The organism is Cupriavidus sp. HY129 (genome assembly GCF_059492215.1).
The window spans coordinates 1,049,318-1,076,257 of record NZ_CP083254.1 but is presented as its reverse complement, the minus strand read 5'-3'; the positions used below and the strand labels follow the sequence as shown (position 1 = coordinate 1,076,257).

The 26,940-nt window shown below is 64.6% G+C and carries 26 protein-coding genes; 7 read left to right on the top strand and 19 right to left on the bottom strand.

Translation table 11 applies throughout. The annotated features are described in order from the left end of the window. Window positions 1-119 precede the first annotated feature (119 nt). The 4 genes from K6G35_RS04995 (at window position 120) to K6G35_RS04980 (ending at window position 4,902) form a co-directional block, all read left to right on the top strand. Window positions 120-1,643, top strand: coding sequence for a 3-hydroxyacyl-CoA dehydrogenase (locus tag K6G35_RS04995; protein ID WP_008643434.1), 1,524 nt, complete (start codon window positions 120-122; stop codon window positions 1,641-1,643). Window positions 1,644-1,709: 66 nt separating this feature from the next. Then, on the top strand, window positions 1,710-2,489 hold the full coding sequence (locus tag K6G35_RS04990; protein ID WP_008643432.1) for an oxepin-CoA hydrolase, alternative type: 780 nt from the start codon (window positions 1,710-1,712) through the stop codon (window positions 2,487-2,489). A 42-nt stretch (window positions 2,490-2,531) separates the two neighbouring features. Next, window positions 2,532-3,608, top strand: a complete 1,077-nt coding sequence (locus tag K6G35_RS04985; RefSeq protein WP_008643430.1) for a phosphotransferase — start codon at window positions 2,532-2,534, stop codon at window positions 3,606-3,608. A 292-nt stretch (window positions 3,609-3,900) separates the two neighbouring features. Then, window positions 3,901-4,902: a Bug family tripartite tricarboxylate transporter substrate binding protein gene (locus tag K6G35_RS04980; protein WP_008643428.1), complete on the top strand. Its 1,002-nt coding sequence runs from the start codon at window positions 3,901-3,903 to the stop codon at window positions 4,900-4,902. A gap of 143 nt (window positions 4,903-5,045) precedes the next feature. On the opposite strand, the gene ggt is transcribed toward K6G35_RS04980, so the two are convergent. Together ggt and K6G35_RS04970 are read right to left on the bottom strand one after the other, a co-directional pair. After that, window positions 5,046-7,013 (bottom strand): gamma-glutamyltransferase, encoded by a 1,968-nt coding sequence (gene ggt / locus K6G35_RS04975; RefSeq protein WP_495676159.1) that lies wholly within the window; start codon window positions 7,011-7,013, stop codon window positions 5,046-5,048. An 89-nt stretch (window positions 7,014-7,102) separates the two neighbouring features. Beyond that, entirely contained in the window at window positions 7,103-8,044 is a 942-nt protein-coding gene (locus K6G35_RS04970) for a LysR family transcriptional regulator (protein WP_008643425.1), read from the bottom strand. A gap of 249 nt (window positions 8,045-8,293) precedes the next feature. On the opposite strand from K6G35_RS04970, the gene K6G35_RS04965 reads away from it, so the two are divergent. Both K6G35_RS04965 and K6G35_RS04960 read left to right on the top strand, forming a co-directional pair. After that, the gene (locus K6G35_RS04965) at window positions 8,294-9,556 is read left to right on the top strand and encodes an acyl-CoA dehydrogenase family protein (protein WP_017515677.1); all 1,263 of its coding nucleotides are present in this window, start codon (window positions 8,294-8,296) and stop codon (window positions 9,554-9,556) included. A gap of 165 nt (window positions 9,557-9,721) precedes the next feature. Beyond that, window positions 9,722-10,414 (top strand): glutathione binding-like protein, encoded by a 693-nt coding sequence (locus K6G35_RS04960; RefSeq protein WP_495676158.1) that lies wholly within the window; start codon window positions 9,722-9,724, stop codon window positions 10,412-10,414. Window positions 10,415-10,422: 8 nt separating this feature from the next. Here K6G35_RS04960 and K6G35_RS04955 read toward each other — a convergent pair whose 3' ends face one another. Next, the gene (locus tag K6G35_RS04955) at window positions 10,423-11,100 is read right to left on the bottom strand and encodes a hypothetical protein (RefSeq protein ID WP_495676157.1); all 678 of its coding nucleotides are present in this window, start codon (window positions 11,098-11,100) and stop codon (window positions 10,423-10,425) included. 270 nt (window positions 11,101-11,370) lie between these two features. Between K6G35_RS04955 and K6G35_RS04950 the strand changes: the two genes are divergently transcribed. Beyond that, the gene (locus K6G35_RS04950; RefSeq protein ID WP_008643418.1) at window positions 11,371-11,766 is read left to right on the top strand and encodes a helix-turn-helix domain-containing protein; all 396 of its coding nucleotides are present in this window, start codon (window positions 11,371-11,373) and stop codon (window positions 11,764-11,766) included. A 75-nt stretch (window positions 11,767-11,841) separates the two neighbouring features. Here K6G35_RS04950 and ureG read toward each other — a convergent pair whose 3' ends face one another. From ureG to cyoB, 16 genes are all read right to left on the bottom strand, one after another. Then, window positions 11,842-12,465, bottom strand: a complete 624-nt coding sequence (gene ureG / locus K6G35_RS04945; RefSeq protein WP_035881742.1) for an urease accessory protein UreG — start codon at window positions 12,463-12,465, stop codon at window positions 11,842-11,844. A gap of 9 nt (window positions 12,466-12,474) precedes the next feature. Continuing rightward, window positions 12,475-13,167 (bottom strand): urease accessory protein UreF, encoded by a 693-nt coding sequence (locus K6G35_RS04940; protein WP_495676156.1) that lies wholly within the window; start codon window positions 13,165-13,167, stop codon window positions 12,475-12,477. Between the two features lie 33 nt (window positions 13,168-13,200). Further along, window positions 13,201-13,833 (bottom strand): urease accessory protein UreE, encoded by a 633-nt coding sequence (gene ureE, locus K6G35_RS04935; protein WP_495676155.1) that lies wholly within the window; start codon window positions 13,831-13,833, stop codon window positions 13,201-13,203. A 3-nt stretch (window positions 13,834-13,836) separates the two neighbouring features. After that, window positions 13,837-15,555, bottom strand: coding sequence for an urease subunit alpha (gene ureC / locus K6G35_RS04930; protein ID WP_008643414.1), 1,719 nt, complete (start codon window positions 15,553-15,555; stop codon window positions 13,837-13,839). After that, window positions 15,555-15,860: an urease subunit beta gene (locus tag K6G35_RS04925; protein WP_495676154.1), complete on the bottom strand. Its 306-nt coding sequence runs from the start codon at window positions 15,858-15,860 to the stop codon at window positions 15,555-15,557. Before K6G35_RS04925 ends, ureC begins: the two co-directional genes overlap by 1 nt. 24 nt (window positions 15,861-15,884) lie before the next feature. Continuing rightward, on the bottom strand, window positions 15,885-16,520 hold the full coding sequence (locus K6G35_RS04920; RefSeq protein ID WP_495676153.1) for a HupE/UreJ family protein: 636 nt from the start codon (window positions 16,518-16,520) through the stop codon (window positions 15,885-15,887). A 44-nt stretch (window positions 16,521-16,564) separates the two neighbouring features. Beyond that, the gene (locus K6G35_RS04915; RefSeq protein ID WP_011515766.1) at window positions 16,565-16,867 is read right to left on the bottom strand and encodes an urease subunit gamma; all 303 of its coding nucleotides are present in this window, start codon (window positions 16,865-16,867) and stop codon (window positions 16,565-16,567) included. Window positions 16,868-16,901: 34 nt separating this feature from the next. Next, window positions 16,902-17,783: an urease accessory protein UreD gene (locus tag K6G35_RS04910; RefSeq protein ID WP_040010917.1), complete on the bottom strand. Its 882-nt coding sequence runs from the start codon at window positions 17,781-17,783 to the stop codon at window positions 16,902-16,904. A 108-nt stretch (window positions 17,784-17,891) separates the two neighbouring features. Then, window positions 17,892-18,584, bottom strand: a complete 693-nt coding sequence (urtE, locus tag K6G35_RS04905; protein WP_008643406.1) for an urea ABC transporter ATP-binding subunit UrtE — start codon at window positions 18,582-18,584, stop codon at window positions 17,892-17,894. Between the two features lie 2 nt (window positions 18,585-18,586). Further along, window positions 18,587-19,435, bottom strand: coding sequence for an urea ABC transporter ATP-binding protein UrtD (urtD, locus tag K6G35_RS04900; RefSeq protein WP_495676152.1), 849 nt, complete (start codon window positions 19,433-19,435; stop codon window positions 18,587-18,589). Further along, window positions 19,432-20,643 (bottom strand): urea ABC transporter permease subunit UrtC, encoded by a 1,212-nt coding sequence (gene urtC / locus K6G35_RS04895; protein WP_495676151.1) that lies wholly within the window; start codon window positions 20,641-20,643, stop codon window positions 19,432-19,434. The genes urtD and urtC overlap by 4 nt, the downstream gene beginning before the upstream one ends. Before the next feature lies 1 nt (window position 20,644). Beyond that, complete coding sequence (gene urtB / locus K6G35_RS04890; protein ID WP_495676150.1) at window positions 20,645-22,282, bottom strand: urea ABC transporter permease subunit UrtB; 1,638 nt, start codon at window positions 22,280-22,282, stop codon at window positions 20,645-20,647. Between the two features lie 100 nt (window positions 22,283-22,382). Then, on the bottom strand, window positions 22,383-23,642 hold the full coding sequence (gene urtA / locus K6G35_RS04885; protein ID WP_008643399.1) for an urea ABC transporter substrate-binding protein: 1,260 nt from the start codon (window positions 23,640-23,642) through the stop codon (window positions 22,383-22,385). A gap of 317 nt (window positions 23,643-23,959) precedes the next feature. Continuing rightward, window positions 23,960-24,310 carry a cytochrome o ubiquinol oxidase subunit IV gene (gene cyoD / locus K6G35_RS04880; protein WP_008643397.1) on the bottom strand — a complete coding sequence of 117 codons (351 nt, stop codon included), beginning with the start codon at window positions 24,308-24,310 and terminating at the stop codon, window positions 23,960-23,962. Further along, window positions 24,311-24,955 (bottom strand): cytochrome o ubiquinol oxidase subunit III, encoded by a 645-nt coding sequence (cyoC, locus tag K6G35_RS04875; RefSeq protein WP_008643394.1) that lies wholly within the window; start codon window positions 24,953-24,955, stop codon window positions 24,311-24,313. 5 nt (window positions 24,956-24,960) lie between these two features. After that, window positions 24,961-26,934, bottom strand: a complete 1,974-nt coding sequence (gene cyoB / locus K6G35_RS04870) for a cytochrome o ubiquinol oxidase subunit I (RefSeq protein ID WP_008643392.1) — start codon at window positions 26,932-26,934, stop codon at window positions 24,961-24,963. Window positions 26,935-26,940 lie beyond the last annotated feature (6 nt).

Genomic DNA, 26,940 nt, shown 5'->3' with positions numbered 1-26,940 from the left:
GTTCCCCGCACTGCCGTTTCTGTCCGATCAGCGCACGCGGCGTGCGCGCCCCGTCTGTCGCGGCGAGTGCAAAAAACGTACGATCGTGCTAATTTAACCACAACTTTTTTGGACGAACGATGAGCAATTCCACCATCCAAACGCTCGGCATCGTCGGCACTGGCGCCATGGGCCGCGGCATCGCCCAGATCGCCGCGCAGGCTGGCCTGACCGTCAACCTGTTCGACACGAATGCCCAGGCCGTGGCGGCAGCACGCCAGTATCTGCAGGATACCTTCACCAAGCTGGCCGAGAAAGGCAAGATGAGCGCCGCCGACGGCGAGGCCGCGCTGGCCCGCGTGAAGGCCTGCGCCGCGCTGGAAGACCTGGCCGCGTGCGACATGGTGCTGGAAGCCATCGTCGAGAGGCTCGATGTCAAGCGTGACCTGGTGGCCAAGCTTGAAGCCGTCGTGCGCGATGATGCCGTGATCGCGTCGAACACTTCGTCGCTGTCGATCACGGCCATCGCCGTGGGCGCGAAGAAGCCCGGTCGCGTGGTCGGCTATCACTTCTTCAATCCGGTGCCGCTGATGAAGGTGGTGGAAGTCGTGGATGGCATCTCGGGCGACCCGGCCGTGGGCGACCGCCTGATGGAACTGTCGCGCCGCATGGGCCATACGCCGGTGCGCTGCAAGGACATGCCCGGCTTCATCGTCAATCACGCTGGCCGCGGCATGAACATCGAAGGGCTCAAGGTTGCACAGGAAGGCGTGGCCGAGTTCGTCGACATCGACAACATCATGCGCGAGCAGGCTGGCTTCCGCATGGGCCCGTTCGAGCTGATGGACCTGACCGGTCTTGACGTATCGCACCCGGTGATGGAGTCGATCTACAACCAGTTCTACCAGGAGCCCCGTTACCGTCCGTCGCCGATCACGTCGCTGCGTTCGGTCGGTGGCCTGCTCGGCCGCAAGACCGGCGCGGGCTTCTACGCCTACCCCAACGGCCAGAAGCAGGTACCGGCCGCCGCGCCGGTGCCGGCTGCGCGCCCTGCCAGCGTGTGGGTGAGCCGCGCCAACGAGCGTGGCCATGCGATGACCGTCAAGCTGCTGACCGCCCTGGGTGTCACGGTCGAGGCTGGCAACCAGCCGCCGGCTGACGCGCTGATCGTGGTGACGCCGCTGGGTCTGGACGCAACCACCGCTGCACTCGAGGAAGGCCTTGACGCCACGCGCGTGGTTGCCATCGACACCCTGATGCCGTTCGAGGCCACCAAGCGCCGCACGCTGATGACCACGCCGGCCACCAGCGCCGCCGCACGCGACGCCGCGCACGGCCTGTTCGCCAGCGACGGCGTGCCGGTGACGGTGATTCGCGATTCGGCCGGATTCGTTGCACAGCGCGTGATCAGCTGCATCGTCAACATCGCCAGCGACATCGCGCAGCAACGCATCGCCACCCCGACCGACATCGACCTGGCCGTGCACCTGGGCCTGGGCTATCCGAAGGGCCCGCTGGCACTCGGCGACACGATCGGCGCCGACCTGATCCTTGAAGTCCTGCGCAACCTGAACCGCCTGACCGGCGACATGCGCTACCGTCCGAGCCCGTGGCTGTGGCGCCGCGCCGGACTTGGCCTGTCGTTGCTGACCGAAGAAGCCTGACCCCACGCAGGCGCCCCGACGAGACACGGGGCGCCTTTTTCATTTCCGCCAGATCAAGAGGCTGCCGTGACCGCCCAACTACTTTCCGAACGCGTCGACTCGACGCTCGTACTGACCATCTCCAACCCCGAAGCGCGTAACGCGCTGCATCCGGACATCTACGCCGCTTCGGCGGAAGCGCTCGAAGTCGCCGCCCGCGACGATTCGATCCGTGCCGTGATCCTGACGGGTGCCGATGGCGTGTTCTGTGCCGGCGGCAATCTGAACCGACTGCTCGGCAACCGTTCGCAACCACCGTCGGTACAGGCAGACAGCATCGAAGTCCTCAACCAGTGGATCGAGTCGTTCCACGCCTTCCCCAAGCCGATCATCGCGGCGGTCGAGGGCCCGGCCGCCGGCGCGGGATTCTCGCTGGTACTGGCGTGCGATTTCGTCGTGGCCGCCAGCGATGCCAAGTTCGTGATGGCCTACGTCAAGGTCGGTCTGACACCTGACGGTGGCGGCTCGTACGAGATCGCGCGTATGCTGCCGCGCCAGCTTGCCAGCGAGATCATGATGGAAGGCAAGCCGGTGGATCCGGCGCGCCTGGCGCACTTCGGCATCGTCAATCGCGTGGCGGCGCCGGGGCAGGCCCTGACTGAAGCGCTGCGCATCGCCGAAAATCTGGCCAAGGAATCGCCCAACGCGGTCAGCGGCATCAAGGCGCTGATCAACCACGCGGGCACCGCGACCCTGACCGAGCACCTGGCCGCCGAACGCGACAGCTTCGTGGCCGCACTGCATCACAAGGACGGTGGAGAAGGCATCAGCGCGTTCCTCGAGAAGCGCAAGCCAAACTACCGCTAAGCCCCCGAGAAGACACAACACATAAGGACACCCGGAGACAGCATGAGCACCAACGTATCGCACTTTGAAGGCACCCGCCCCGTGGCCGACCAGCAGCGTTTCGACGTCGGCGCCCTCGAATCCTGGATGCGGGAGCATGTGGACGGCTTCGCGGGCCCGCTGACCGTGGAGCAGTTCAAGGGCGGCCAGTCAAACCCGACTTTCAAGCTGATCACGCCGGGCCAGACCTACGTCATGCGTGCCAAACCGGGACCGAAGTCGAAACTGCTGCCTTCCGCGCACGCCATCGAGCGCGAGTATCGCGTGATGGCGGCGCTGGCCGGCACCGACGTGCCCGTGGCCCGGATGTTCGCGCTGTGCGAGGACGAAGAGGTGATCGGCCGCGCGTTCTACATCATGGAGTTCGTCGGTGGCCGCGTGCTGTGGGACCAGTCCCTGCCGGACATGACCAAGTCCGAACGTGGTGCGATCTATGACGAAATGAACCGCGTCATCGCCGCGCTGCACACGGTGGACTACAAGGCGATCGGGCTGGCCGACTACGGCAAGCCGGGCAACTACTTCCAGCGTCAGATCGAACGCTGGAGCAAGCAGTACAAGCTGTCGGAAACCGAGTCGATCCCGGCCATGGACCAGTTGATGGCCTGGCTGCCGGACCATATTCCGCAGGAGGATGTGGACCTGACCAGCATCGTCCACGGCGACTACCGCCTGGACAACCTGATGTTCCACCCGACCGAGCCCAAGGTGCTGGCGGTGCTGGACTGGGAACTGTCCACGCTGGGCCATCCGATGGCCGACTTCGGCTACCACTGCATGAGCTGGCATATCCAGCCGGGCCAGTTCCGCGGCATCGCCGGACTCGACTACCAGGCGCTTGGCATCCCTGACGAGGCCACCTATCGCCGCCTGTACGAGCAGCGCACGGGCCGCCAGATCACGGGCGACTGGAATTTCTATCTGGCCTTCAGCATGTTCCGCATCGCCGGCATCCTGCAGGGCATCATGAAGCGCGTGGTCGATGGCACCGCATCGTCGGCACAGGCCACGGACGCCGGCAAGCGCGCCCGCCCGATGGCCGAGATGGGCTGGGCCTACGCGCAGAAGTCGGGCGCCTGATGGCGGCCTGCGCATCGGCCACAGGTGTTCAAGAACATAGGTAACACTTGATCCGATGCGCATCCGGGGCCCCTCTTCCTTCCGTGCAAGAGGGGCCAGCCCGGGAAAAACCAGTGCGTGAAGCAGCGCCGAAGTCATCTGACGACTGAGTACGCAGCCCGTCGCCTAGCCGCTTCGAGGCCGAAAATCCAGCCCATCTCCGTATTTTCCTGATAGACCCTCACCAGAATCCTGTCTACACTTGGCTCTAGTTGTACGACATCTTATGATAAGTGTTGACTGGAGACACAGCATGACCTCTCGCCGCCAATTCCTTGGCCAGGCTTCGGGCCTGGCCGCCCTTGGCACCCTCGGTACCGCTGGTATCCTCGCCCCCGCCTCCGCATGGGCCGACGACAAATGGCCGAGCCGGCCAATCCGGCTGGTGGTGCCCTACCCGGCCGGCGGCTCGTCGGACATCATCGCGCGCCTGATCAGCAAGCAGCTCGGCGAGGCACTGGGCCAGCCGATCGTGGTCGACAACCGTCCGGGCGCCAATGGCAATATCGGCGCGGCGATGGTCGCGCAGGCCGGCACGGACAACCACACGCTGCTGCTGTGCGATGTCGGCGCGCTGGCGATCAGCCCGTCGGTCTACACGAAACTCACCTTCGATCCGAACAAGGACCTCAAGGGCGTAGCCATGCTGGCCTACTCCCCGCACCTTCTGGTCGTCCACCCGTCCGTGCAGGTCAGCAACCTCAAGGAACTGGTTGCCCTGTCGCACAAGCAGACCCTGAACTTCGCGGTCACGGCGATCGGCAGCGCGCCGCACCTGGCTGGCGTGGCCGTGCAGCAGGCCACCGGCGCGGCGTGGCAATACGTGCCCTACAAGGGCGGGTCGCAGGCCATTTCCGATACCGTGGGTGGCACCGCGCAGGTGCTGATGAACGGGATGCTGGCCACCTGGCCGCAGGTGCAGGCCGGCAAACTCAAGCTGCTGGCGGTGTCGAAACGCTCGCGCATGGCCCTGGTCAGCCAGACGCCCACCATCGCCGAGAGCGGCGTGGCGAATTTCGAATCGGGAACGTGGCAAGGCGTGATGGCGCCAGTCGGAATGCCGGATGCCATCGTCTCGCGGATCAATGCCGAGCTGATCCGCATCATCCGCACCCCGGAGATCCGCGCCCAACTGGCCGGGCAAGGCGCCGAAGTCGTGACCATGTCGCCGGCCGAGACCGGCAAGTGGTTCGGGACGGAGGAGAAGCGCTGGGCGCAGGTGGTGAAGGCGGCCGGGGTGAAGCTGGACGCCTGATTACCGCGGAAGGCTTATGCATGAAGAACGGGCGCGATATTCGCGCCCGTTCTTCATTGGCCAGTCATGACAGGAACCTGAAGCGCCAGCGTTGTTCCCCGGCCCCTCACCCGCGCGGGAGAGGGGTGCAATCCGCGACGCACTCAATCGCCCAGCGCCACGCCCTCACGCCGTGGATCAGCGCCGCCAGCCCAGACTGGCCGACCATTCGGGCCCGCCTTGCGCATGATCGCCTGCGTGCCGCTGGTCATCTCGATCTCGGCCACCTGATGGCCCTGATCCTTGAGCGCCTGCACCAGTTGGGGTGTCACCAGCCCGCGCTCGACTTCCGTCGGACCGTTACGGCTACCGAAGTTCGCCATGCTCACGGCCTGCTGCACGTCCATGTTCCAGTCGAGCAGGCCGACCAGCGTCTTCGAGACATACTCGATGATCTGCGAACCGCCCGGAGAGCCAAGCGCCGCCACCAGCCTGCCACTCTTGCGGTCAAACACCAGCGTCGGCGCCATCGACGAGCGCGGCCGCTTGCCAGCCTGCACGCGATTGGCCACAGGCTTGCCGTTCTCGGTCGGGTTGAACGAGAAGTCGGTCAGCTGGTTGTTCAGCATGAAGCCACGCACCATGATGTGCGAGCCGAAGTACGACTCGACCGTCGTGGTCATCGACAACGCGCCACCACGGTCATCCACCGCCGCCACCTGCGACGTGGAAATGCGCGGTGGCGAGCGGTCAGGCGCGAAGGCAACGTTGACCCCGGGCGGCGTGCCCGGTTCGGCCTTGCCCATGCTCTTGTCGCCAATCAGTTCGGCACGCTCGGCCAGGTATTGCGGGTTCACGAGCGCGCTCACGTCTACCGGCACGTAATCGGCATCGGCCACGTAGAGCCCACGGTCCGCGTAGGCCAGACGGTCAGCCTCCGAGATGGCGTGCACCGCCAGCGGATTGGCCTCGAACCCCGCCGGCGTGTTGACCTGGGTCGGCTTGAGCTTTGCCAGCGCATAGCGGGGATCGCGCTTTTCGAGTGCTTCGAGGTTGCCGAGAATCTGCGCGATCGCGATGCCACCCGACGAAGGCGGCGGCATCCCGCAGACCTTCCAGGCCTTGTAGTTCGTGCAGACCGGCGGGCGCTCCTTGGCCTTGTACCCCTTCAGATCGGCCACGGACAGGCTGCCGGGGTTCGCATGGGCGTTGACCTTGGCTGCGATGTCACGCGCGATGGGACCGTTGTAGAACACGTCCGGCCCGTGTCTGGCGATTTCCCTCAATGTCTGCGCGAGTTGCGGATTCCTGACCAGCGTGCCGACCGGCTTCGGCTTGCCCTGATCGTCGAGGAAATACGCCTTCATCTCGGGGGAGTCGATCAGAAACTTGTCCGCGGCGACCTGCGTATAGAGGCGCTGCGAGATCGGAAAGCCCTTGTCGGCCAGTGCGATGGCTGGCTCGAACAGGCGTGCCCAAGGCAAGCGACCATGCTGGCGATGCGCGAGCTCCAGCGCGCGCAACACGCCCGGCACGCCGACCGAACGCCCACCGATCTGCCCTGCCGAGAACTCCATCGGCTTGCCATCGGCACGCATGAACAGGTTCTCGGTGGCGCCAGCGGGTGCCGTTTCGCGGCCGTCGTAGGTCTGCACGCGCTTGCCGTCCCAGTACATGATGAAGGCGCCGCCACCTATCCCGGAAGCCTGTGGCTCGACCAGCGTCAGCACTGCCTGCATCGCCACGGCGGCATCGATGGCCGACCCGCCAGCACGCAGCATCTCGCGACCTGCCTCCGTGGCCAGTGGATTCGCGGCCGCGGCCATATGCTTCTGCGCGTAGGTCGTGGTCATCCCCGGGCGGTAGCCCGAGGCAACTTCGGCGGCGGGCGGCAACCCGGCTGCCGCCACGGCCTCGGTAGACGCCGGCACCGTCCCCGTCTCCGTGGCCGGATCGGTCGATGCGGCGGACGTCCCCGCTTCCTTGTCCACCGTGCCGCAGCCTGATAGCGATGCGGCCAGCAGGGAAACCATCGCCCCGGCCAGCGCACCGCGCCAGTGCCGGTTCGCGGCACGCTGCGAGACAGATTGCGCGGAAGATCCTGTTGAAGTCGCTATGAGTGTGTCAGCCATGCCGTCCCTCCTGTCGAGAAGATCCGGCGATTCTTGGCGATCACACACGCTGGTGAAATCGGCGTTTGTCTGACAGCGTTAACCCGGGGTTACTCGGCAGCCGACGCGACATCCGTCATGCCACTGCCCAGCGATTCCATCACCGTCATCAGCTGCTCGCGCAGCCAGCGGTTCGCGCCGTCGTTCTCGCCGCCCGCGTGCCAGTACAGATGCAGTTCGAGCGACGGCACCTTGAACGGCAGCGACAGCAGGCGGTTGGCATAGGGCTCGTTGGCGATGCGCGCGTATCGCAGCGGCAGCGTGGCCAGCAGATCGGTGCAACTGACCACGCGGCACGCGGCGGCATAGTGCTGGCAACGCAGGCGCACCCGCCGCGTCAGGCCCATGCGATGCAGCGCCTGGTCCTCCAGCCCCGCGCCTCGTCGCCGCGAGGACACGTGTACGTGCTCGGCCGCGAGATAGCGCTCGAGCGTCAGCTCCTTCTTGACCAGCGGATGATCGCGCCGCGCCAGCACCACCATCGGATCGGACATGAACGCGGCGTGATGGATCGCCGGCGATACCGGCAGCAGGATGTCGATCGCGGCGTCCAGCGTGCCGGCCAGCAGTTCGGACTCCATCTCGCGCCGATCGAAGCGAATCGCCGCAATCTCCACGTGCGGCGCCATCGCGGTCACGCGCGCCATCAGCGGCGGCAGCAGCGTGGATTCGAGCGCGTCGCGCATGCCGATGGTGAACCGGCGCGTGGTGTTGGTGGGATCGAAGTGCGGCGTGTCCTGCAGCGTCCGCGCGAAGGACTGCAACGCCCCGCGCACCTCCCCGGCCAACGAGCGGGCCAGCGGCGTCGGCGCCATGCCCTGCCCGCGGCGCTCGAACAGCGGATCGTCGAACAGCGTGCGCAGACGGCCCAGCGCGTGGCTCACGGCCGGCTGCGTCAGGTTCAACTGGCGCGCGGCAGCGGTGATGCTCCCCTCGCTGTAGATGGCGTCGAATACTACGAAGAGATTGAGATCGATCCGGCTGAGCTGCATGGCACCTTCCTGCGCGAATGCTTGACTGGCACGAGACGCACGCCAGATCGCGCAGCAGGCATTGGGGCCAGCCGGCAACCGATCGACACGACGTCAGTTTGTAGTGAATGCATTCTGTCACGGAATGCAGGATATTGATACTGACCAATCCAGAAAATTCATTTTTCTTATTGATCAGGTTCCGCTAGAGTAACCAACGTCGGCACACCGTGCCTGGTACCACACCCAAAAGGTAACCGAGGAGACCTCATGCAATTCGAGTACACGCCCAAGGTCAAGGAAATGCAGGCCAGGCTGCTGGCGTTCTTCGACCAGCACATTTACCCCAACGAGAAGCGCTTCTACGCCGAGATCCAGGCCAATCGCGCGGCCGGCAACGCGTGGATTCCGACCAAAGTGATCGAGGAACTGAAGCCGCTGGCGCGTGAAGCCGGGCTCTGGAACCTGTTCCTGCCGCGTTCGAAGCGCGCGCCGGAAGGCCTGTCGAACCTCGAATACGCGCCGATGTGCGAAATCATGGGCCGTGTGCCCTGGTCGGCCGAGGTGTTCAACTGCGCCGCGCCCGATACCGGCAACATGGAAACGCTCGAGCGCTACGCCTCGGAAGAACTGAAGGACGAGTGGCTGGAGCCCCTGCTGCGCGGCGAGATCCGCTCGGCGTTCCTGATGACCGAGCCGGCCGTGGCTTCGTCGGACGCCACCAACATCGAGTGCCGCATCGAACGCGATGGCGATCACTACGTGATCAACGGCACCAAGTGGTGGTCGTCGGGCGCCGGCGATCCCCGCTGCAAGGTCTACATCGTGATGGGCAAGACCGATCCGAATGCTGGCCGTCATGAGCAGCAGTCGATGGTCGTGGTGCCGGCCGATACCCCGGGCATCACCATCAAGCGTTTCCTGCCGGTGTTCGGCTACGACGACGCGCCGCACGGCCACATGGAAATCGAACTGAAGAATGTGCGCGTGCCCGTCAGCAACATCCTGTTGGGCGAAGGCCGCGGCTTCGAGATCGCCCAGGGTCGCCTCGGCCCGGGCCGTATCCACCACTGCATGCGCAGCATCGGCGTGGCGGAACGCGCGCTGGAACTGATGTGCAAGCGCAGTCTGGAGCGTGTGGCATTCGGCAAGCAGATCGCCCGCCAGGGCGTGACGCAGGAACGCATCGCCGAAGCCCGCTGCGACATCGAGATGGCGCGCCTGCTGACGCTGAAGGCCGCGTACATGATGGACACGGTCGGCAACAAGATTGCCAAGGCCGAGATTGCGATGATCAAGGTGGTGGCGCCGAACGTGGCCCTGCGCGTGATCGACTGGGCCATCCAGGTGCACGGCGCCGCGGGTGTGTCGGGCGACTTCCCGCTGGCCAACTGGTGGGCGCACCAGCGCACGCTGCGTCTGGCCGATGGTCCGGACGAGGTGCACCGCAATGCGATCGCCAAGCTGGAACTGGCCAAGCACATGAAGCTGAACCCGGACAGCATCCAGATGCCGATCACGCGCGGCTCGTGATGCGCTGCTGCTGAAACAGGAAAGCCCGACAGGTCACTGTCGGGCTTTTTTTCTTGCCGGGCTTGACATCGAAGTGCCATCCCACGAACAGATCATCCATGCCCAACAGGGTTATTTCTTTCGTGCTCTAATGCCCCGGCGAATCTTCCATGGAGACAGTTGCAGATGATCGACGCCTACACCTGGCCCACACCGAACGGCCATAAAGTCCACATCATGCTCGAGGAGTGCGGCCTCGAGTACAGGGTCCATCCGATCAACATCGGCGCCGGCGACCAGTTCGGCAAGGACTTTCTCAAGATCAGCCCGAACAACAAGATCCCGGCGATCGTCGACACCGACGGCCCGGACGGCCAGCCGATCTCGCTGTTCGAATCGGGTGCGATCCTGCTGTACCTGGCGGGCAAGACCGGCAAGTTCCTGCCCGAGGACGTGCGCGGCAAGTACGAGGCGCTGCAGTGGCTGATGTTCCAGATGGGCGGTGTCGGCCCAATGCTGGGTCAGGCGCACCACTTCCGCATCTACGCGCCGGAGAAGATCGAATACGCCGTCAATCGCTACACCAACGAGGCCAAGCGCCTCTACGGCGTGATCGACAAGCAGTTGTCGACGCACAAGTATCTGGCAGGCGACACCTACACCGTGGCCGATATCGCGACGTTCCCGTGGCTGCGTAGCTGGCAGAACCAGGGCGTGGAGCTGGACGACTATCCGCACCTGAAGCGCTGGTTCAACGACATCGCGGAACGTCCGGCGGTCAAGCGCGGCGTCGAGGTCCTGGCCAGCGCACGCAAGCCGCTACAGGGCGACAAGGAGCGCGAGGTCCTGTTCGGCGCCACGCAATACCAGCGGCGCTAACGCCAGCGTCAGGCAGCCTGTCGTTCGCCCTGCGGGGCGTGTGCGCCTGACGGTACTGGTACCGGTGCCGGCTGCATGCAGCAGAGCAGCCCGGCACCGGACAGCATCGCATCGATGCAGTAGTCGTCATCAGCCTCCGGCGCGAAGGCCATGCCCGGTTGAAGGTAGGTCGATTGAACGTCGCCGCCGCTCGCCCCGCCCCGCCATTGCAGGTTGAGCACGCCCCGATGGCAGACACCCCAGACCAGCCCGCGCGCGTGAAGATGCTGCGCCCACTCGGCCTCGCCCGCATCGATCGCAATGAATTCGGCGGCGCCGGCATTGCAGTGCCCGGCCTCGCCGGCCTGTGGGATGGCGCGAACCAGCACGCTGTCGACCACGGCCTGTAACTCGACCGCCTGGTGCACTTCGGGGGTATGAATATCACCGCAGGCCAGCACCGCGCGCTCCGCATCGCCATCGAGCACGCGCAGGCCGCCTTGCAGGCAGGCCCACCATTCCGGGTGCCCGGCTACTGTGACCGGATAGCGATCACCGGCATGCAGATGGATGTAATCGCAAGAGTGACCGAGCCCTGCCGTTGTCGGAATGACACATAAGCAGTGACCGAGACCGTTTGTCGTGGCAGTCTTCAGGTGCGGCAGATCGCCGCGCTGGTGAGCATGGAAGAACGTGTAGATCCGCATGGCATTCCCTCTGAACGGAGTCTGGGACGCGAGTGGTCCCTGAATGCGCAACGGCGGTACGATGCGGCTTTCCGCCCGATCGCCAATGCGCTACTGCCCCGTTTCGGCACGGTGTGAAACCGTCCGGTCCATGCGATCGGCGCCGCACCCTTGAGTGGGCGCATCCCTTGAAATGCAGATCTGGCACCGATAGAACGACGAACTATAAGTTGTCGTGATCGACAGGTCAAACCCTTTAGCCTCGGGCGACGTAGCGACCTAATATCCACAATGCACCTTATGACCGGGGATCCACTCAAGCTGTTCGGGCGGCATCTGACCTGGTTGCGCAAGCAGCGCGGCTGGTCTCAGGAAGCGCTGTCGCTCGAAAGCGGACTCGCGCGATCGTACCTCAGCGGAATCGAACGCGGCACGCGCAATGTTGCGCTGTACAACATCTGCACGCTCGCCGACACGCTGGGCGTCGCGCCGAGTGTGATGCTGGATTTCTCCAGTCATTGCGCGGACGCGCCGGTTGAGCCGGCACGCGCGCCATTCAACCCGGAGATATCACCAGCGGTACAGGCCACGCTGCGCTATATGACGGAACTCAGCGACACTGACCGCGATGTGGTGGCCGGCGTGGCAAGAGCGCTCGCGCGAAAACAATTGCGCAAGATCGCCTAGCCAGCAGCGCGAAGGGATGGGGGGGAGCCGCGTAGCTGCACGGCTACACGGCTACACGGCTACACGGCTACACGGCTACACGTCGAGCATGCCCTGCCGCTCGATGAACGCAATCACCTGATCAAGTCCCTGCCCCAACTTCACGCTGCCCATCACGAAGGGCCGCTCGCCGCGCATCTTGCGGGCGTCGCTCTCCATGATCTCCAGTGACGCACCAACATAGGGCGCAAGGTCGGTCTTGTTGATAACCAGCAGATCGGACTTCGTGATGCCCGGCCCGCCCTTGCGCGGGATTTTCTCGCCGCCCGCCACGTCGATCACATAGATCGTCAGGTCGGAAAGCTCCGGGCTGAACGTCGCAGCCAGATTGTCTCCGCCCGATTCGATGAACACCACATCGGCATCGGGAAACTTCGCCAGCATCCGATCGACGGCCTCGAGGTTGATCGAGGCGTCCTCGCGGATCGCGGTGTGGGGACACCCGCCCGTTTCCACACCCATGATCCGTTCGGCCGGCAGCGCGCCCGAGATCGTCAGCAAGCGCTGGTCTTCCTTCGTATAGATGTCGTTGGTGATCGCCACCAGGTCATAGCGGTCACGCATGGCCTTGCACAGCATCTCGAGCAGCGTGGTCTTGCCGGAGCCGACGGGGCCGCCCACGCCAACGCGCAACGGAGGATTTTTCTTGGTACGAGTCATGATCGGATCTCAGGATCGGAACAGCCGGGAGTACTGCGTCTCGTGACGCGCCGACAGTACGCCTAGCATCGGGGAGAACGTGGAAAGCAATGGTGGCACTGCATCGGCGCGGCACACTGCTTCATCGACGGTGCCGAGCACCGCCTGATGCAAACCAAGCAGCATCTGCTGGCCCGCCACCTGACCGAGCGGCACCGCCTTGATGGCGGCCGCCACCTGGTTTTCGGCCCAGTTGAAGAGATACGCGGCCAGGCCTTCACGCGCAGCGATACCTAGCGCCACGCACGCCGAGGTAAACGCCGTGGGCAGGCAGACCGGCCGCATGTCGCGCAGCAGGTCGCGGCACGCATCGTCACCCCAACCCATCTGCGCGATCAGTTTCGCCAGCGACCAGCCCATCTGCTCGGTCTCGAGCCGCAGTTCGGATGTTTCCCGAGTGGCATGAAACCAGTCGTTCCATTGCCGCACGGAGGCGTGGTCCTGCGTCTGCCACGCGCGATGCAGCAGTAGCCAGACAGGCGCCTCGCATTGGGCCTGCACATGCAGGAGGTTGTCGCGAATCCAGCGTTCGGCAGTCGCCGCATCCCGCACCAACTCGCAATCGATGGCCGCCTCCAGTCCCTGCGAATAGCTGAAGCCGCCGATGGGGAGCGCCGGCGAGGCAAGGTGCAGCAGGGAGATGAGCTGGGGGAGCGCGGTCATGGGGATGGCTCTGCTGATGCTGTCAGGCGCAACTCAATGTTTGTGACCGCAATGCTCGTCATGCACGTGACCATGGTCATGGTCATGGTCATGGTCATGGTCATGCGAGTGCGAGTGCGAGTGCGAGTGCGAGTGCGAGTGCGAGTGCCCATGATGCTCGTGGAACACTGCCTGCGCCGCCGCGTAGTCCTCCGCGAACGTCGCATCATGCCCGTGCTTGTGGCCGCCGCCATAGGCGCCAGCCTCGGGCTCGAATGGCAGGTCCGCGCGCTCGGCTTGCACACCCAGTCGGGCCAGCATGTCGGCCAGCACAGCGTCAAACTCCAGCCGTAGGTAATCGCGCCCGACCTCCACTGGCGTGTGGCGATTGCCCAGGTGATAGGCTGCGCGCATCAGCGCCAGCGGGTCGGTCGCGGTGACCTGCAGCACCGACTCCGCTGCGGCCTGCACTTCCACGAAGGTACCGTCTTCTGCCACCAGAAGATCGCCGCCACGCAGCACGGTGCCGCGCGGCAGGAACAACGCAGCCTCGGCGCCGTTGTCGAGGATGGCGCGCAGGCGGCTCTTGCTGCGTTCGCCGAACGGCAGGACGAGCTTCGGCGCGCGGCGCACGAGTACCGGCGCGATGCCGTGCGGAGCGGGCAGGTGTTTGTCGATCTTGATCACGGGTCAGAACAGGAAATAGCGCTGCGCCATCGGCAGCACTGTGGCGGGTTCGCACGTCAGTAGTTGACCATCGGCTACCACCTGGTAAGTCTCCGGATCCACGGTGACGTGCGGCTGCCAGTCATTGTGCACCATGTCGCGTTTGCTGACGGTACGCGTGCCGCGCACTGCGGTGAGCGTCTTGGCCAGCCCGTAGCGCTCGCCGACATTCGCCGCCAGCGCCGCCTGCGAGACGAAGGTGAGCGACGATCTCGGCAGCGCCCCGCCGGCCGAAGCGAACATCGGACGATAGTGCACCGGCTGCGGGGTCGGGATCGAGGCATTCGGATCACCCATCGCCGCCGCCGCGATCATTCCGCCCTTGAGAATCAGGCTCGGCTTCACGCCGAAGAAGGCCGGCTTCCAGAACACCAGGTCCGCCCACTTGCCGACTTCGATCGATCCCACCTCGTGCGCGATACCGTGCGTGAGCGCCGGATTGATCGTGTACTTGGCGATATAGCGCTTGACGCGGAAGTTGTCGTGCCCGCCGCGCGCATCGTGTGGATCGCCGGGCAACTTGCCGCGCTGCGCGGCCATCTTGTGCGCGGTCTGCCACGTGCGAATGATCACCTCGCCCACGCGGCCCATGGCCTGCGAATCGCTCGAGATCATCGAGAACGCGCCCAGGTCATGCAGGATGTCCTCGGCCGCGATGGTCTCGCGACGGATACGCGACTCGGCGAACGCGATGTCCTCCGCAATGGCCGGATCCAGGTGATGGCAGACCATCAGCATGTCCAAGTGCTCGTCCAGCGTGTTCACGGTGTACGGGCGCGTCGGATTGGTCGACGACGGCAGCACATTGGCCTCACCGCAAACCTTGATGATGTCCGGCGCATGGCCGCCACCCGCGCCTTCGGTGTGATACGTGTGGATCGTGCGGCCCTTGAACGCGGCAATCGTCGCCTCGACAAAGCCGCCTTCGTTGAGCGTATCGGTGTGGATCGCCACTTGGGTATCGGTGGCATCGGCCACGGACAGGCAGGTGTCGATCGCCTGCGGCGTGGTGCCCCAGTCCTCGTGCAGCTTCAAACCGATGGCGCCCGCCTCCACCTGCTCGGTCAGCGGCGCCGCCAGGCTGGCGTTGCCCTTGCCGAGAAAGCCGATGTTCATCGGATACGCATCGGCCGCCTGCAGCATCCGCTCCATGTACCACGGGCCCGGCGTCACGGTCGTCGCATAGGTGCCCGTCGCCGGCCCGGTGCCGCCGCCGATCATCGTCGTCACGCCGCTCATCAACGCTTCTTCGATCTGCTGCGGGCAGATGAAGTGGATGTGCGTGTCGATGCCGCCAGCAGTGACGATCATCCCCTCGCCCGCGATGACCTCGGTACCCGGCCCGACGATGATCGTCACCCCCGGCTGGATATCCGGATTACCCGCCTTGCCGATTGCCGCGATGCGCCCGTGCTTCAGCCCGATATCGGCCTTCACGATGCCCCAGTGGTCGATGATCAGTGCGTTGGTGACCACCGTGTCGACGCAGTCCTTCGACATGCGCTGGCTCTGGCCCATGCCATCGCGAATCACCTTGCCGCCGCCGAACTTCACTTCCTCGCCGTAGATCGTGAAATCGCGCTCGACTTCGATCACAAGGTCCGTGTCGGCAAGGCGCAGCCTGTCGCCCGTGGTCGGGCCGAACATCTCGGCATAGGCCTGCCTGGAGATCTTCACGCTCATCAGAGTGCTCCCATGATTCTGCCGTTGAAACCATAGACGATGCGGTCACCGTCCAGCGCCACGAGCTGTACCGTGCGCGACTGCCCCGGCTCGAAGCGCACGGCCGTGCCGGCGGCGATGTCGAGGCGATAGCCGCGCGCGGCCTCGCGGTTGAACGACAACGCGGCGTTGGTTTCGTAGAAATGGAAGTGCGAGCCGACCTGCACCGGCCGGTCGCCAGTGTTGGCCACGGTCACGGTGACCGTGGGACGCCCCGCATTCAGTTCGATCTCGCCGTCGAGCAGCATCAGTTCACCGGGAATCATCGCGAAAGCTCCTGGGGGGGAAGATCAGGCGACCAGCAGGCCGACGCCGTACAGCGCCACCCCAGCGCCAGCCACGCGCGCCAGCCAGCCGGCGTGACGACGAAGGAATGTCCCCGCGCCAATGCCGAGCACGTGCAGCGTCATCGTGGCCACAGCAAAGCCGCCCACATACGCCAGCACCGAGGGCAGCGCCGCAGCAGTGGCCGGCAACTCAGCACCGTGCGCATAGCCGTGAAACAGCGCGAAGCCGCCGACGATCGCCATGCCTGCCCATGCCGACAGACGCGCGCGTGCGGCCACCAGCAGTCCGATCACGAGCAGCGAGACGGCGATCATCGGCTCGACGGCTGGCAGCGTCACGCCAGCCAGTCCGAGCGCGGCCCCCACCAACATCATCGCCACGAACGCGAGCGGCAAGCGCAGCACATCCATCCTGGATGTCTGGCCGAAGGCGCTGCGCGGCGAGCTTGCCAGCGCGCTCCACACGCCCACGGCGGCCATCGCCAGCAGGTGGTCGGCGCCCGTGAACGGGTGGGCCAGGCCGGCCCAGAGGCTGGCACCAACGGTGGCGGCGTCATGGCCGGGATGCGCGAAGGCAGAGACGGAGGCCAGCGGCATCGCTACGCCTGCAGTCAGGCGGGAACGGAGCATGCGGTGCATAGGGTTTTCCTCTTCTTGTGAATGGCTGCGACGGTGACGCGGATTCAGACGATCGGGTGGTGCACGGTGACCAGTTTGGTGCCGTCCGGGAACGTGGCTTCCACCTGGATCTCGGGGATCATTTCGGCCACGCCATCCATCACGTCCTCGCGTGCGAGCACGGTGGTTCCCTCGTGCATCAGTTCGGCCACGGTGCGGCCATCGCGCGCACCTTCCATGATGGCGGCGGTGATCAGCGCCACCGCCTCCGGGTAGTTCAACTTGAGACCGCGCGCGCGACGGCGTTCGGCCAGTAGCGCGGCGGTGAAGATCAGCAGCTTGTCTTTCTCGCGCGGCGTCAGTTCCATGATCGGATTCCTTGTTGTTCGAGGTATTAGGTTCTCAGGTCGACCACAGGCGCAGCGGCCTTGCCGGCACGCCATGCATCGGCTGGCGCAGCACGGTCCACGCGTCGATCATCAGGTGGCGCACCGCTTCCATATCGCTGCCAAGCACACGCAGCAGCAGCATCGACTGCGCCGTGGTCGTGCCATGTCCGGCCAGGCAGGTCACGCCGGCGCGTAGATCGGCACGATATGGCAGACGCTCGGCCAGCGCTTCCGCCAGCTCCTGCGTGGCGCCCGGCCCGATCGCCCAAAGTGTGCCGAGGATATGCAGTCCATCCATGCCTGCCACGGCACCACGCAGCGGTGATGCGCCATCGAAATGCGACTGTTCGATCCACAGCGCGCGGTCCGGGTCACCCACGCGAGTGTCGAGCCATAGCGCGCCGCTGGCCCATCGCTCGCCCGACGCCTGGCGGCCCAGCACCACGGCGTCCCAGCCGATCGCGCTGCCTCCGGGTGCCACCACCACGTCCGTCGTGATCCGGGCACGGGCATCGTCGAACACGATGTTCTCCTGCGGCAGCCAGTCGAGCTTCCCGCCGGCTGCCACCTCGATCCGCACATGCTGCGCTGCATCGCGACCGAGCGACTTGTACCATTTGGTAGCACCCGGCGTGGCCAGCACGGCATGGGCGCCCGATGCCACGGCAATGTCGATGTCGAGACGATCACCGCCCGCCACGCCGGCGGGCGGATGCAGCACCACCCCGTGGCAAATCTCCCCTTCGGGATAAAGCGGCTTCTGCACCCGCAGCGGCCCCTCGTGGCGCCGCTCGACCATGGCGGTCCGGCCGGCGCGCGCGGCAAAGCGCAGGCGCAGGCTGGCGTGCCAGGCCGATGTCATGGCGAGTTGCGATGGAAAATCCGGATGGCGCATCGAAGATGGCAAGACGGTTCAGGCGGGGGCCGGTGCGCCAGATCATAGCGCGTGGCAGCCGTCACAGAAAGGTGCCCGGACGGCCATCAGGGTCGTTCGAATGCACGCTCAAACCGCGATCAGCGCGCGCACGCCGTCCTGCTCCATCGTTGCCCCATCGCCCTTGGCCACGACCTCGCCACGACTCATCACCACGTAGTGGTCGGCCAGGTGCCGCGCGAACTCGTAGTACTGCTCCACCAGCAGCACGGTCATGCCGAACTCGTCCACCAGCAACCGCAAGGCACGGCCAATATCCTGGATGATCGACGGCTGGATGCCCTCGGTCGGCTCGTCGAGAATCAGCAACTGCGGCTCGCTCATCAGCGCCCGGCCGATGGCCAGTTGCTGCTGCTGACCGCCCGACAGGTCGCCGCCACGGCGCTGGCGCATCGTGCGCAGCACGGGAAACAGCTGATAGATGCGATCGGGCACGCCCGATGGCCGCGCCCGGCTGGCGGCGCCGATCAGCAGGTTCTCCTCGACAGTCAGCCGGGGAAAGATCTCGCGGCCCTGCGGCACGTAGGCCAGCCCCGCCGAGACACGTTCGTAAGGCGCCTTCTTTTCCAGCGCCTTGCCGTCCCAGCTGATACTGCCACTGCGCGTGGGCACCACGCCCATCAGACACTTGAGCAGCGTGCTCTTGCCCACCCCATTGCGGCCCAGCAACGTCGTCAGCTTGCCATGCGGCACCTCGAACGAAACGTCGCGCAGGATATGGCTGCCGCCGTAGAACTGATTGATTGCGTTGACCTGCAGCATCGTTATCTTCCCAGGTAGGATTCGATCACGCGTTCGTCGCGCTTCACGGCGTCGAGCGTGCCTTCGGCCAACAGGCTGCCTTCCGCCAGCACGGTCACCGTGCCAGCGTCACCGGCCAGCGCGGCGACGAATTCCATGTCGTGCTCGACCACCATCATCGAGCAGCTACCGCGCAGACTGTTGAGCAGCGCGGCCAGTTGCATGGTTTCCTGGTCGGTCATGCCGGCCACCGGTTCGTCGAGCAGCAGGAGCTGAGGCTGCTGCATCAGCAACATGCCGATCTCGAGCCGCTGCTTCTGGCCGTGCGACAGCAAGCCCGCAGGCCGATAGGCTTCGTCCTCGAGCCCGGTCAGCGCCAGCGTTTCCTCGATGCGACGATGCCCCTCCAGCGTCAGCCGGGCGCGCAGCGATGCCCACCAGCGCTTGTCGGCCTTCATCGCCAGTTCCAGGTTCTCCCAGACCGCGTGCTGCTCGAACACGGTCGGCTTCTGGAACTTGCGGCCAATGCCGGTCTGCGCGATGCGCGGTTCGGTCAGCCGCATCAGGTCGATGGTCTGCCCCAGGAACACACGCCCGGTCACGTTGGCGTTGCGCGGCCCGGTCTTGCCGGTGATGACATCCATCATCGTGGTCTTGCCGGCGCCATTCGGGCCGATCACGCAGCGCAGTTCACCGTGATCGATCGACAACGACAGCTTGTTCAGCGCGCGAAAGCCGTCGAACTGCACGGTCAGGTCCTCGATGTAGAGGATCGGCCCGTGCGTGGTGTCGATGACGCCGGGTTCGACGATCCGGCCCAGCCCGGTGGCGTCCCCGCTTTCCGCCTTGCCTTCACCCAGTACCGAATTCATGCCTTGCTCCCTTGCTGTGCTTGCCGAGGCGCCACCACCGCTTCCGCTTCATCGGCGGCTCCGGTTTCTACCTTCGAGGTGCGACGGTCACGCAAGCGTCGCCAGAGGCCCACCACGCCATCGGGCAGGTACAGCGTCACCAGCACGAACATCGCGCCGAGCAGGAATAGCCAGTACTCCGCGAAATAGGCCGTGAACATCGTCTTCGCGCCGTTGACCAGAAATGCCCCCACTACCGGCCCGATCAACGTGCCGCGCCCGCCGACGGCGACCCACACCGCCATTTCGATCGAGTTCGCGGGTGACATCTCGCTCGGGTTGATGATGCCGACCTGCGGCACGTACAGCGCTCCGGCAATGCCGCAAAGCACAGCCGAGAACGTCCACACGAACAGCTTGTACCCAAGCGGGTTGTAGCCCGAAAACATCACGCGCATCTCCGCGTCGCGCACGGCGGTCACCACCCGGCCGAGCTTGGACGTGACGATGTAGCGGCAGGCCACGAATCCGGCCAGCAGTGCAAGGAACGTCAGCACGAACAGCGCGGCACGCGTCTGCGGCGCGGCCACGGCAAAGCCGGCGATGCGCTTGAAGTCGGTAAAGCCGTTATTGCCACCGAAGCCAGTTTCATTGCGGAAGAACAGCAGCATCGCGGCGTACGTCATGGCCTGCGTGATGATCGACAGGTACACGCCCTTGATGCGGGACCGGAACGCGAAGAAGCCAAACAGCCACGCCAGCACGCCCGGCACCAGTACCACCAGCAGCAATGCGTAGGGAAAGTGCTCGGTGCCATGCCAGAACCACGGCAGCTCCTTCCAGTCCAGAAACACCATGAAGTCGGGCAAATCGCTCTTGTAGACACCTTCACGACCGATCGACCGCATCAGGTACATGCCCATTGCATACCCGCCCAGCGCGAAGAACAGACCATGACCGAGGCTCAGGATGCCGCAATAGCCCCACACCAGATCGAGCGCAATGGCGGCCAGCGCGAAGCACATGATCTTGCCGATCAATGTCAGCGCATAGGCCGACAGATGCAGCGCGTGGCCTTCCGGCACGATCAGCGCGCAGACTGGCACGCCGATCGCCACAACCAGGGTCAGTACCGCCATCGCCATCCACATGCGCGTGGAGAACAGCGGCTGGCGTTCCGGCACGGATAGCGTGAATGACTTGCCGGGTTTCGAAGAAAAACTGCTCATATCAGGCCTCCGCGCTGCGCCCCTTGAGCGCGAAAAGTCCTTGTGGCCGCTTCTGGATGAACAGCACGATCAGCACGAGGACGAAGATCTTGGCCAGCACCGCGCCATAGAACGGCTCGATGAATTTGTTGATGATGCCGAGGCCGAACGCGCCCATGATCGTGCCCGCCAACTGCCCGACGCCACCCAGCACCACCACCATGAACGAGTCGATGATGTAGGCCTGCCCCAGGTCCGGGCCCACGTTACCGATCTGCGAGAGCGCGCAACCGCCGAGCCCGGCGATGCCGGCGCCAAATGCGAACGCGTAGCTGTCCACCTTCCACGTCCGCACGCCCACGCAGGCCGCCATCGTGCGGTTCTGCGTCGTGGCGCGCACGAACAGACCCAGGCGCGTGCGATTCAGCACGGCCCATGCCACCGTCACCACGCCCAGCGCGAACAGGATGATGATGATGCGGTTGTACGGAATCACGAGCCCGGCGAGTGCCTCGATGCCGCCGCTCATCCACGCAGGATTGGCCACTTCCACGTTCTGCGCGCCGAAGATCGTACGCACGGCCTGCATCATCAGCAGGCTGACACCAAACGTGGCCAGCAGCGTCTCCAGCGGGCGACCATAGAGATGGCGCAGCACGATTCGCTCGAGCGCGAAACCAACGGCTCCGGCAGCCAGGAACGACACCGGCACGGCCGCCACGAGGTACCAGTCAAACGCATTGGGCGCGTAGGCACGAAACAGCGTCTGCACCACGTAGGTGGCATAGGCGCCGATCATCAGAAACTCGCCGTGCGCCATGTTGATGACGCCGATCAGCCCGTACGTGATCGCCAGACCCAGCGCCGCCAGCAGCAGCACGCTGCCAAGGCTCAGACCCGCGAACAGGTTGCCGAGCAGTTCGGCGCGGCGCTGTTCGGTACGCAACTGGTCAATGGCCACTTGCGCGGCCACACGCACGCCTTCGTCGGCCTCCTTGTACTTGCCGGTCGCGTCGCGCTCGACCAACGGCATCAGCTTCTGGCGCGATTGCGGATTGCTGTCGTGGCCGAGGATGCGAATCGCCTCGATACGTGCGTCCCGGCCCGCCTCGGCACCTTGCGCGAGAACCGTGTTGGCCCAGATCACGTCGAGCCTCGCCCGCAGTCCGGCATCGGCCTCGGCCTTGCGCGCGGCCTCCACCGCCGCACGCGAAGCGTTCTCCGGTTGATCGAGCAGCGTACTGATGGCCTGCGTGCGCACCGCGATGTCCGGTGACTGCAGTTCCAGGCTGCTCGCGGCACTATCGACGATGGCGCGCAGGCTGTTATTCAGCGTCAGCGATTCGAGCTCGTCCGCCTTCACGGTGACCGGCTTGCCGCTGACCGCGTCGACGGTCTTGTCGCCATCCTGGCGCACCATGCCGACGGAGGGCGCGTACTGCAGCGCGTCATCCTGCAAGGCCTTCAGGATCGGGCCGGCCTGCTCCGCCGGCGCCTGAGTGAGCTTGTTCAGCGCCGCGGTCTTGGCATCGTAGTCATCCTCGGCCAATGGCTTGAGGTCGGCCTGCGTCAGCGGCGTGGCGGCCCACAACGGTGCCGCAGCCAGCAGCAGCGCGGCGAGCATGACACGCAGCCATGTACGGATATTGGGTCGGTGCATTCAGGAGCCTGGTTCGCGCGATGGATCGCATCTTGGGGTTGTTTGCGTTCACCTGTGGTGTGCTCCCACTCCCGTGCACGGGAGTAGGAGCATCAGACCATCAGTTCCCCGCCACCTTGTCCGCCTTGCCTTCATTGCCGGCGATGAACGGGCTCCACGGTTGCGCGCGGACCGGCTTCGGCGTCTTCCACACCACCGAGAACTGGCCGTCGCCCTTGACCTCGCCAATCATCACGGGCTTGTAGAGATGGTGGTTGTCACCCATCGTCAGCGTGAAGCCATCCGGCGCCTTGAAGGTCTGGCCGTACATCGCGGCACGCACCTTGTCCGGATCGGTGCTGCCTGCCTTCTTCACGGCCTGCGCCCACATATGGATGCCCACGTAGGTAGCTTCCATCGGGTCGTTGGTCACGCGCTTGTCGCCGCCCGGCAGGTTGTTGGCCTTGACCCACGCGGCCCACTGCTTCTTGAACGCCTCGTTCTCGGGGTTCTTGACCGACATGAAGTAGTTCCATGCAGCCAGATGGCCCACCAGCGGCTTGGTGTCGATGCCGCGCAGTTCTTCCTCGCCCACCGAGAAGGCCACCACCGGCACGTCCTTGGCCTTCAGGCCGGCGTTGCCGAGTTCCTTGTAGAACGGCACGTTCGAGTCGCCATTGATCGTGGAGATCACAGCCGTCTTGCCACCCTGCGAGAACTTCTTGATGTTGGCGACGATGGTCTGGTAGTCGCTATGACCGAACGGGGTGTAGACCTCTTCGATGTCCTTGTCCTCCACGCCCTTGCTCTTCAGGAACGCGCGCAGGATCTTGTTGGTAGTGCGCGGATAGACGTAGTCGGTACCCAGCAGGAAGAAGCGCTTCGCACCGCCGCCCTCCTTGCTCATCAGGTATTCCACCGCCGGGATCGCCTGCTGGTTGGGTGCCGCGCCCGTGTAGAACACGTTCTTCGACATCTCCTCACCTTCGTACTGCACCGGGTAGAACAGCAGCGCGTTGGTTTCCTCATAGACCGGGAGCACCGACTTGCGCGATACCGACGTCCAGCATCCGAACGTGACCGCTACCTTGTCCTTGGTGATGAGCTGACGCGCCTTCTCCGCGAAGAGCGGCCAGTTGGAAGCGGGGTCCACCACCACGGGCTCGAGCTTGCGGCCCAGCACGCCGCCGCTCTTGTTGATCTCGTCGATCGTCATCAGCGCCACGTCCTTGAGCGACGTTTCGGAGATGGCCATCGTGCCCGATAGCGAATGCAGGATGCCGACCTTGATCGGCTCCTTGGTCTGCGCCATCAGCGGGCTGGTACCGATCATCGCCGCGGCGGCCACCGCCGACAGCTTCAGCATGTCACGTCGTTTCATTGCAGCTCCCAGTTTGTCGTATGTGATTAGGGACTACGCACCCCGGAGAGCACATCTGCAACTAGCGTGCCAAGGGAAACACGCATGACCGGGTCACCATTACGTGACAAATCGACGGGAGGAAGGCCGTGCCGCACCACGCTGGTGCCGCCGACGGGGCCGGAGGGAATTCCGCAAGCGCACCGCGAATGTGCAGCGCCGTTCGGGTGCGGTCCGGCGTGAACCGGTGCAACCGTGGCCGATGCCGGTGCGTTGCGCACCGTGGCCAATAAAAAACGGGGCCCGAAGGCCCCGTTTTCAAACGACCGTATGAACCGTTACTTCATCCACGGCATCATGTTGGCGTTCATGTTGTGCATGATCCAGAGCGAACCGGCCAGCACGATGAACAGGATCAGTACCGTGAACAGGAGCGCCATCACGTTCCAGCGCTGACCGTTCGAACCATCCAGATGCAGGAAGTACTTCAGGTGCACGACGATCTGAACGGCCGCCATGCCCAGGATGATCCACAGCATGGTGCCGCGTTCCATCGTGCCGTCCATGACGATCTTGAACGGAATCACGGTCAGGATCACCGCCAGCACGAAGCCGATCACATACGACTTGACGCTGCTGTGGCCATGCGACGCGCCGTGAGCGGCGGTCGAAGCGTGTTGCTGTGCCATTTACATTGCTCCCATCAGGTAGACCACGGTGAACACACCGATCCAGACCACGTCCAGGAAGTGCCAGAACAGGCTGAGGCAGTTCAGGCGCTTGGCCACGACCGGGGTCAGGCCCTTCTTCGACAGTTGCCACATCAGCACGAGCATCCACAGCATGCCGCTGGCAACGTGCAGACCGTGGGTACCCACGAGCGTGAAGAACGACGACAGGAACGCGCTGCGGCTCGGGCCGGCACCCTCGTGAATCAGGTGCGCGAACTCGTTGATTTCCATGCCCATGAACGCGGCGCCCAGCAGGAACGTCACGCCCAGCCAGAACATCACGCGGCCCTTCTGATGGTTCTGCATCGACACCATGGCAAAGCCGTAGGTGATCGACGAGAACAGCAGGATGGCGGTTTCCACGAGCACGTAGTTGAGCTCGAAGATCTCCTTGCCCGACGGGCCACCCGCCACTTCGCCGCGCAGGACGGCGAAGGCGGCGAACAGGCACGCGAACAAGATGCAGTCGCTCATCAGGTACAGCCAGAAACCGAAGACGGTGTTCTCGCTGGTGTCGTGATGCGCGTGGTCGTGCGCCTCGTCGTGCGAGTGCGCATGCGCAGGGGCTTTCGCCCCGAAGCGGTCAAGAACTTCTGTCGACATAGTTATCAGCCCTGGGCAGCAATGCGCTGCTGGTAGCGCGTTTCGATCTGCTCGACCTCGGAGGCCGGCACGTAGTAATCGATGTGGTCATCGTTGGCGCGGCGGATGAACGCTACGACCATGCCGATCAGGCCCACGGCGGCAAGCCACCAGATGTGCCACGTCAGCGCGAAGCCCAGCGCCAGGCTGAATGCACCCATGTAGAAACCAGCCGCGGTGTTCTTCGGCATGTGAATCTGCTCGAAGCCATCCGTGCGGATCTTCTCGCCACGGGCCTTCATGTCGGCGAACGCGTCCAGGTCACGCACCACCGGGGTGTGCGCGAAGTTGTAGAACGCCGGGGGCGACGAAGTTGCCCATTCCAGCGTGCGGCCACCCCACGGGTCGCCCGTCACGTCTGCCAGCTTCTTGCGGTCGCGGATCGACACGACGATCTGCAGCACCTGGAAGAAGATACCCAGCGCCACGAACACCACGCCCACCACGGCCAGATGCAGCCACGGCGTCCAGGCCGGGTTGTCGGTGTGGTTCAGACGACGGGTCATGCCCATCAGGCCCAGCACGTACAGCGGCATGAAGGCGAAGTAGAAGCCCACCAGCCAGCACCAGAAGGCGCACTTGCCCAGACGCTCGTTCAGCTTGAAGCCGAAGGCCTTCGGCCACCAGTAGGTCACGCCGGCCAGGTAGCCAAACAGCACGCCACCGATGATCACGTTGTGGAAGTGAGCAATCAGGAACAGGCTGTTGTGCAGCACGAAGTCAGCAGCCGGCACGGCCATCAGCACGCCGGTCATGCCACCGATCACGAACGTGATCATGAAGCCCAGCGTCCACAGCACCGGCGACGTGAATTGCACGCGGCCACGGTACATCGTGAACAGCCAGTTGAAGATCTTCACGCCCGTCGGGATCGAGATGATCATCGTCGTGATGCCGAAGAACGCGTTCACGTTGGCGCCGGAGCCCATCGTGAAGAAGTGGTGCAGCCACACGATGAACGACAGCACCATGATCGCGCTGGTGGCATACACCATCCCCTTGTAGCCGAACAGCTTCTTGCCCGAGAACGTCGAGATGATTTCCGAGAAGATACCGAACGCCGGCAGGATCAGGATGTAGACCTCGGGGTGGCCCCAGATCCAGATCAGGTTCACGTACATCATGGCGTTACCGCCGCCATTGTTCGTGAAGAAGTGCATGTCGAAGTAGCGGTCCAGGCCCAGCAGTGCCAGCGACACCGTCAGCACCGGGAAGGCAGCCACGATCAGCACGTTGGTGCACAGGACCGTCCAGGTGAACACCGGCATGCGCATCAGCGTCATGCCCGGGGCGCGCATCTTCAGGATGGTCACCAGGAAGTTCACGCCGGTCAGCAATGTCCCTAGCCCTGATATCTGCAGCGACCAGAGGTAGTAGTCCACCCCCACGCCCGGGCTGTAGTCCAGACCCGACAGCGGCGGATAGGCCAGCCAGCCGGTACGCGCGAATTCGCCAACGCCCAGCGAGACGTTCACGAGCATCGCGCCGGCCACGAACAGCCAGAAGCTCAGCGTGTTCAGGAACGGGAACGCCACGTCGCGTGCGCCGATCTGCAGGGGCACCACGAGGTTCATCAGACCCGTCATCAGCGGCATGGCCACGAAGAAGATCATGATCACGCCGTGGGCCGTGAACACCTGGTCATAGTGCTCGGGCGGCAGGAAGCCGGTGGAGCCGTTGGTGGCAACCGCCAGCTGGGTACGCATCATGACGGCGTCGGCAAAGCCGCGCAGCAGCATGATCAGCGCCACCAGCGAGTACATCACGCCGATGCGCTTGTGATCGACCGAGGTAATCCACTCGGTCCACAGGTAGTCCCACTTCTTGAAGTACGTAATCGCACCGAGCAGCGCCAGCCCGCCAAGGGCCACGCAGCTCAGCGTGATCATGATGATCGGCTCATGAAACGGAATCGCCGACAAACTCAATTTGCCAAACATCATTGC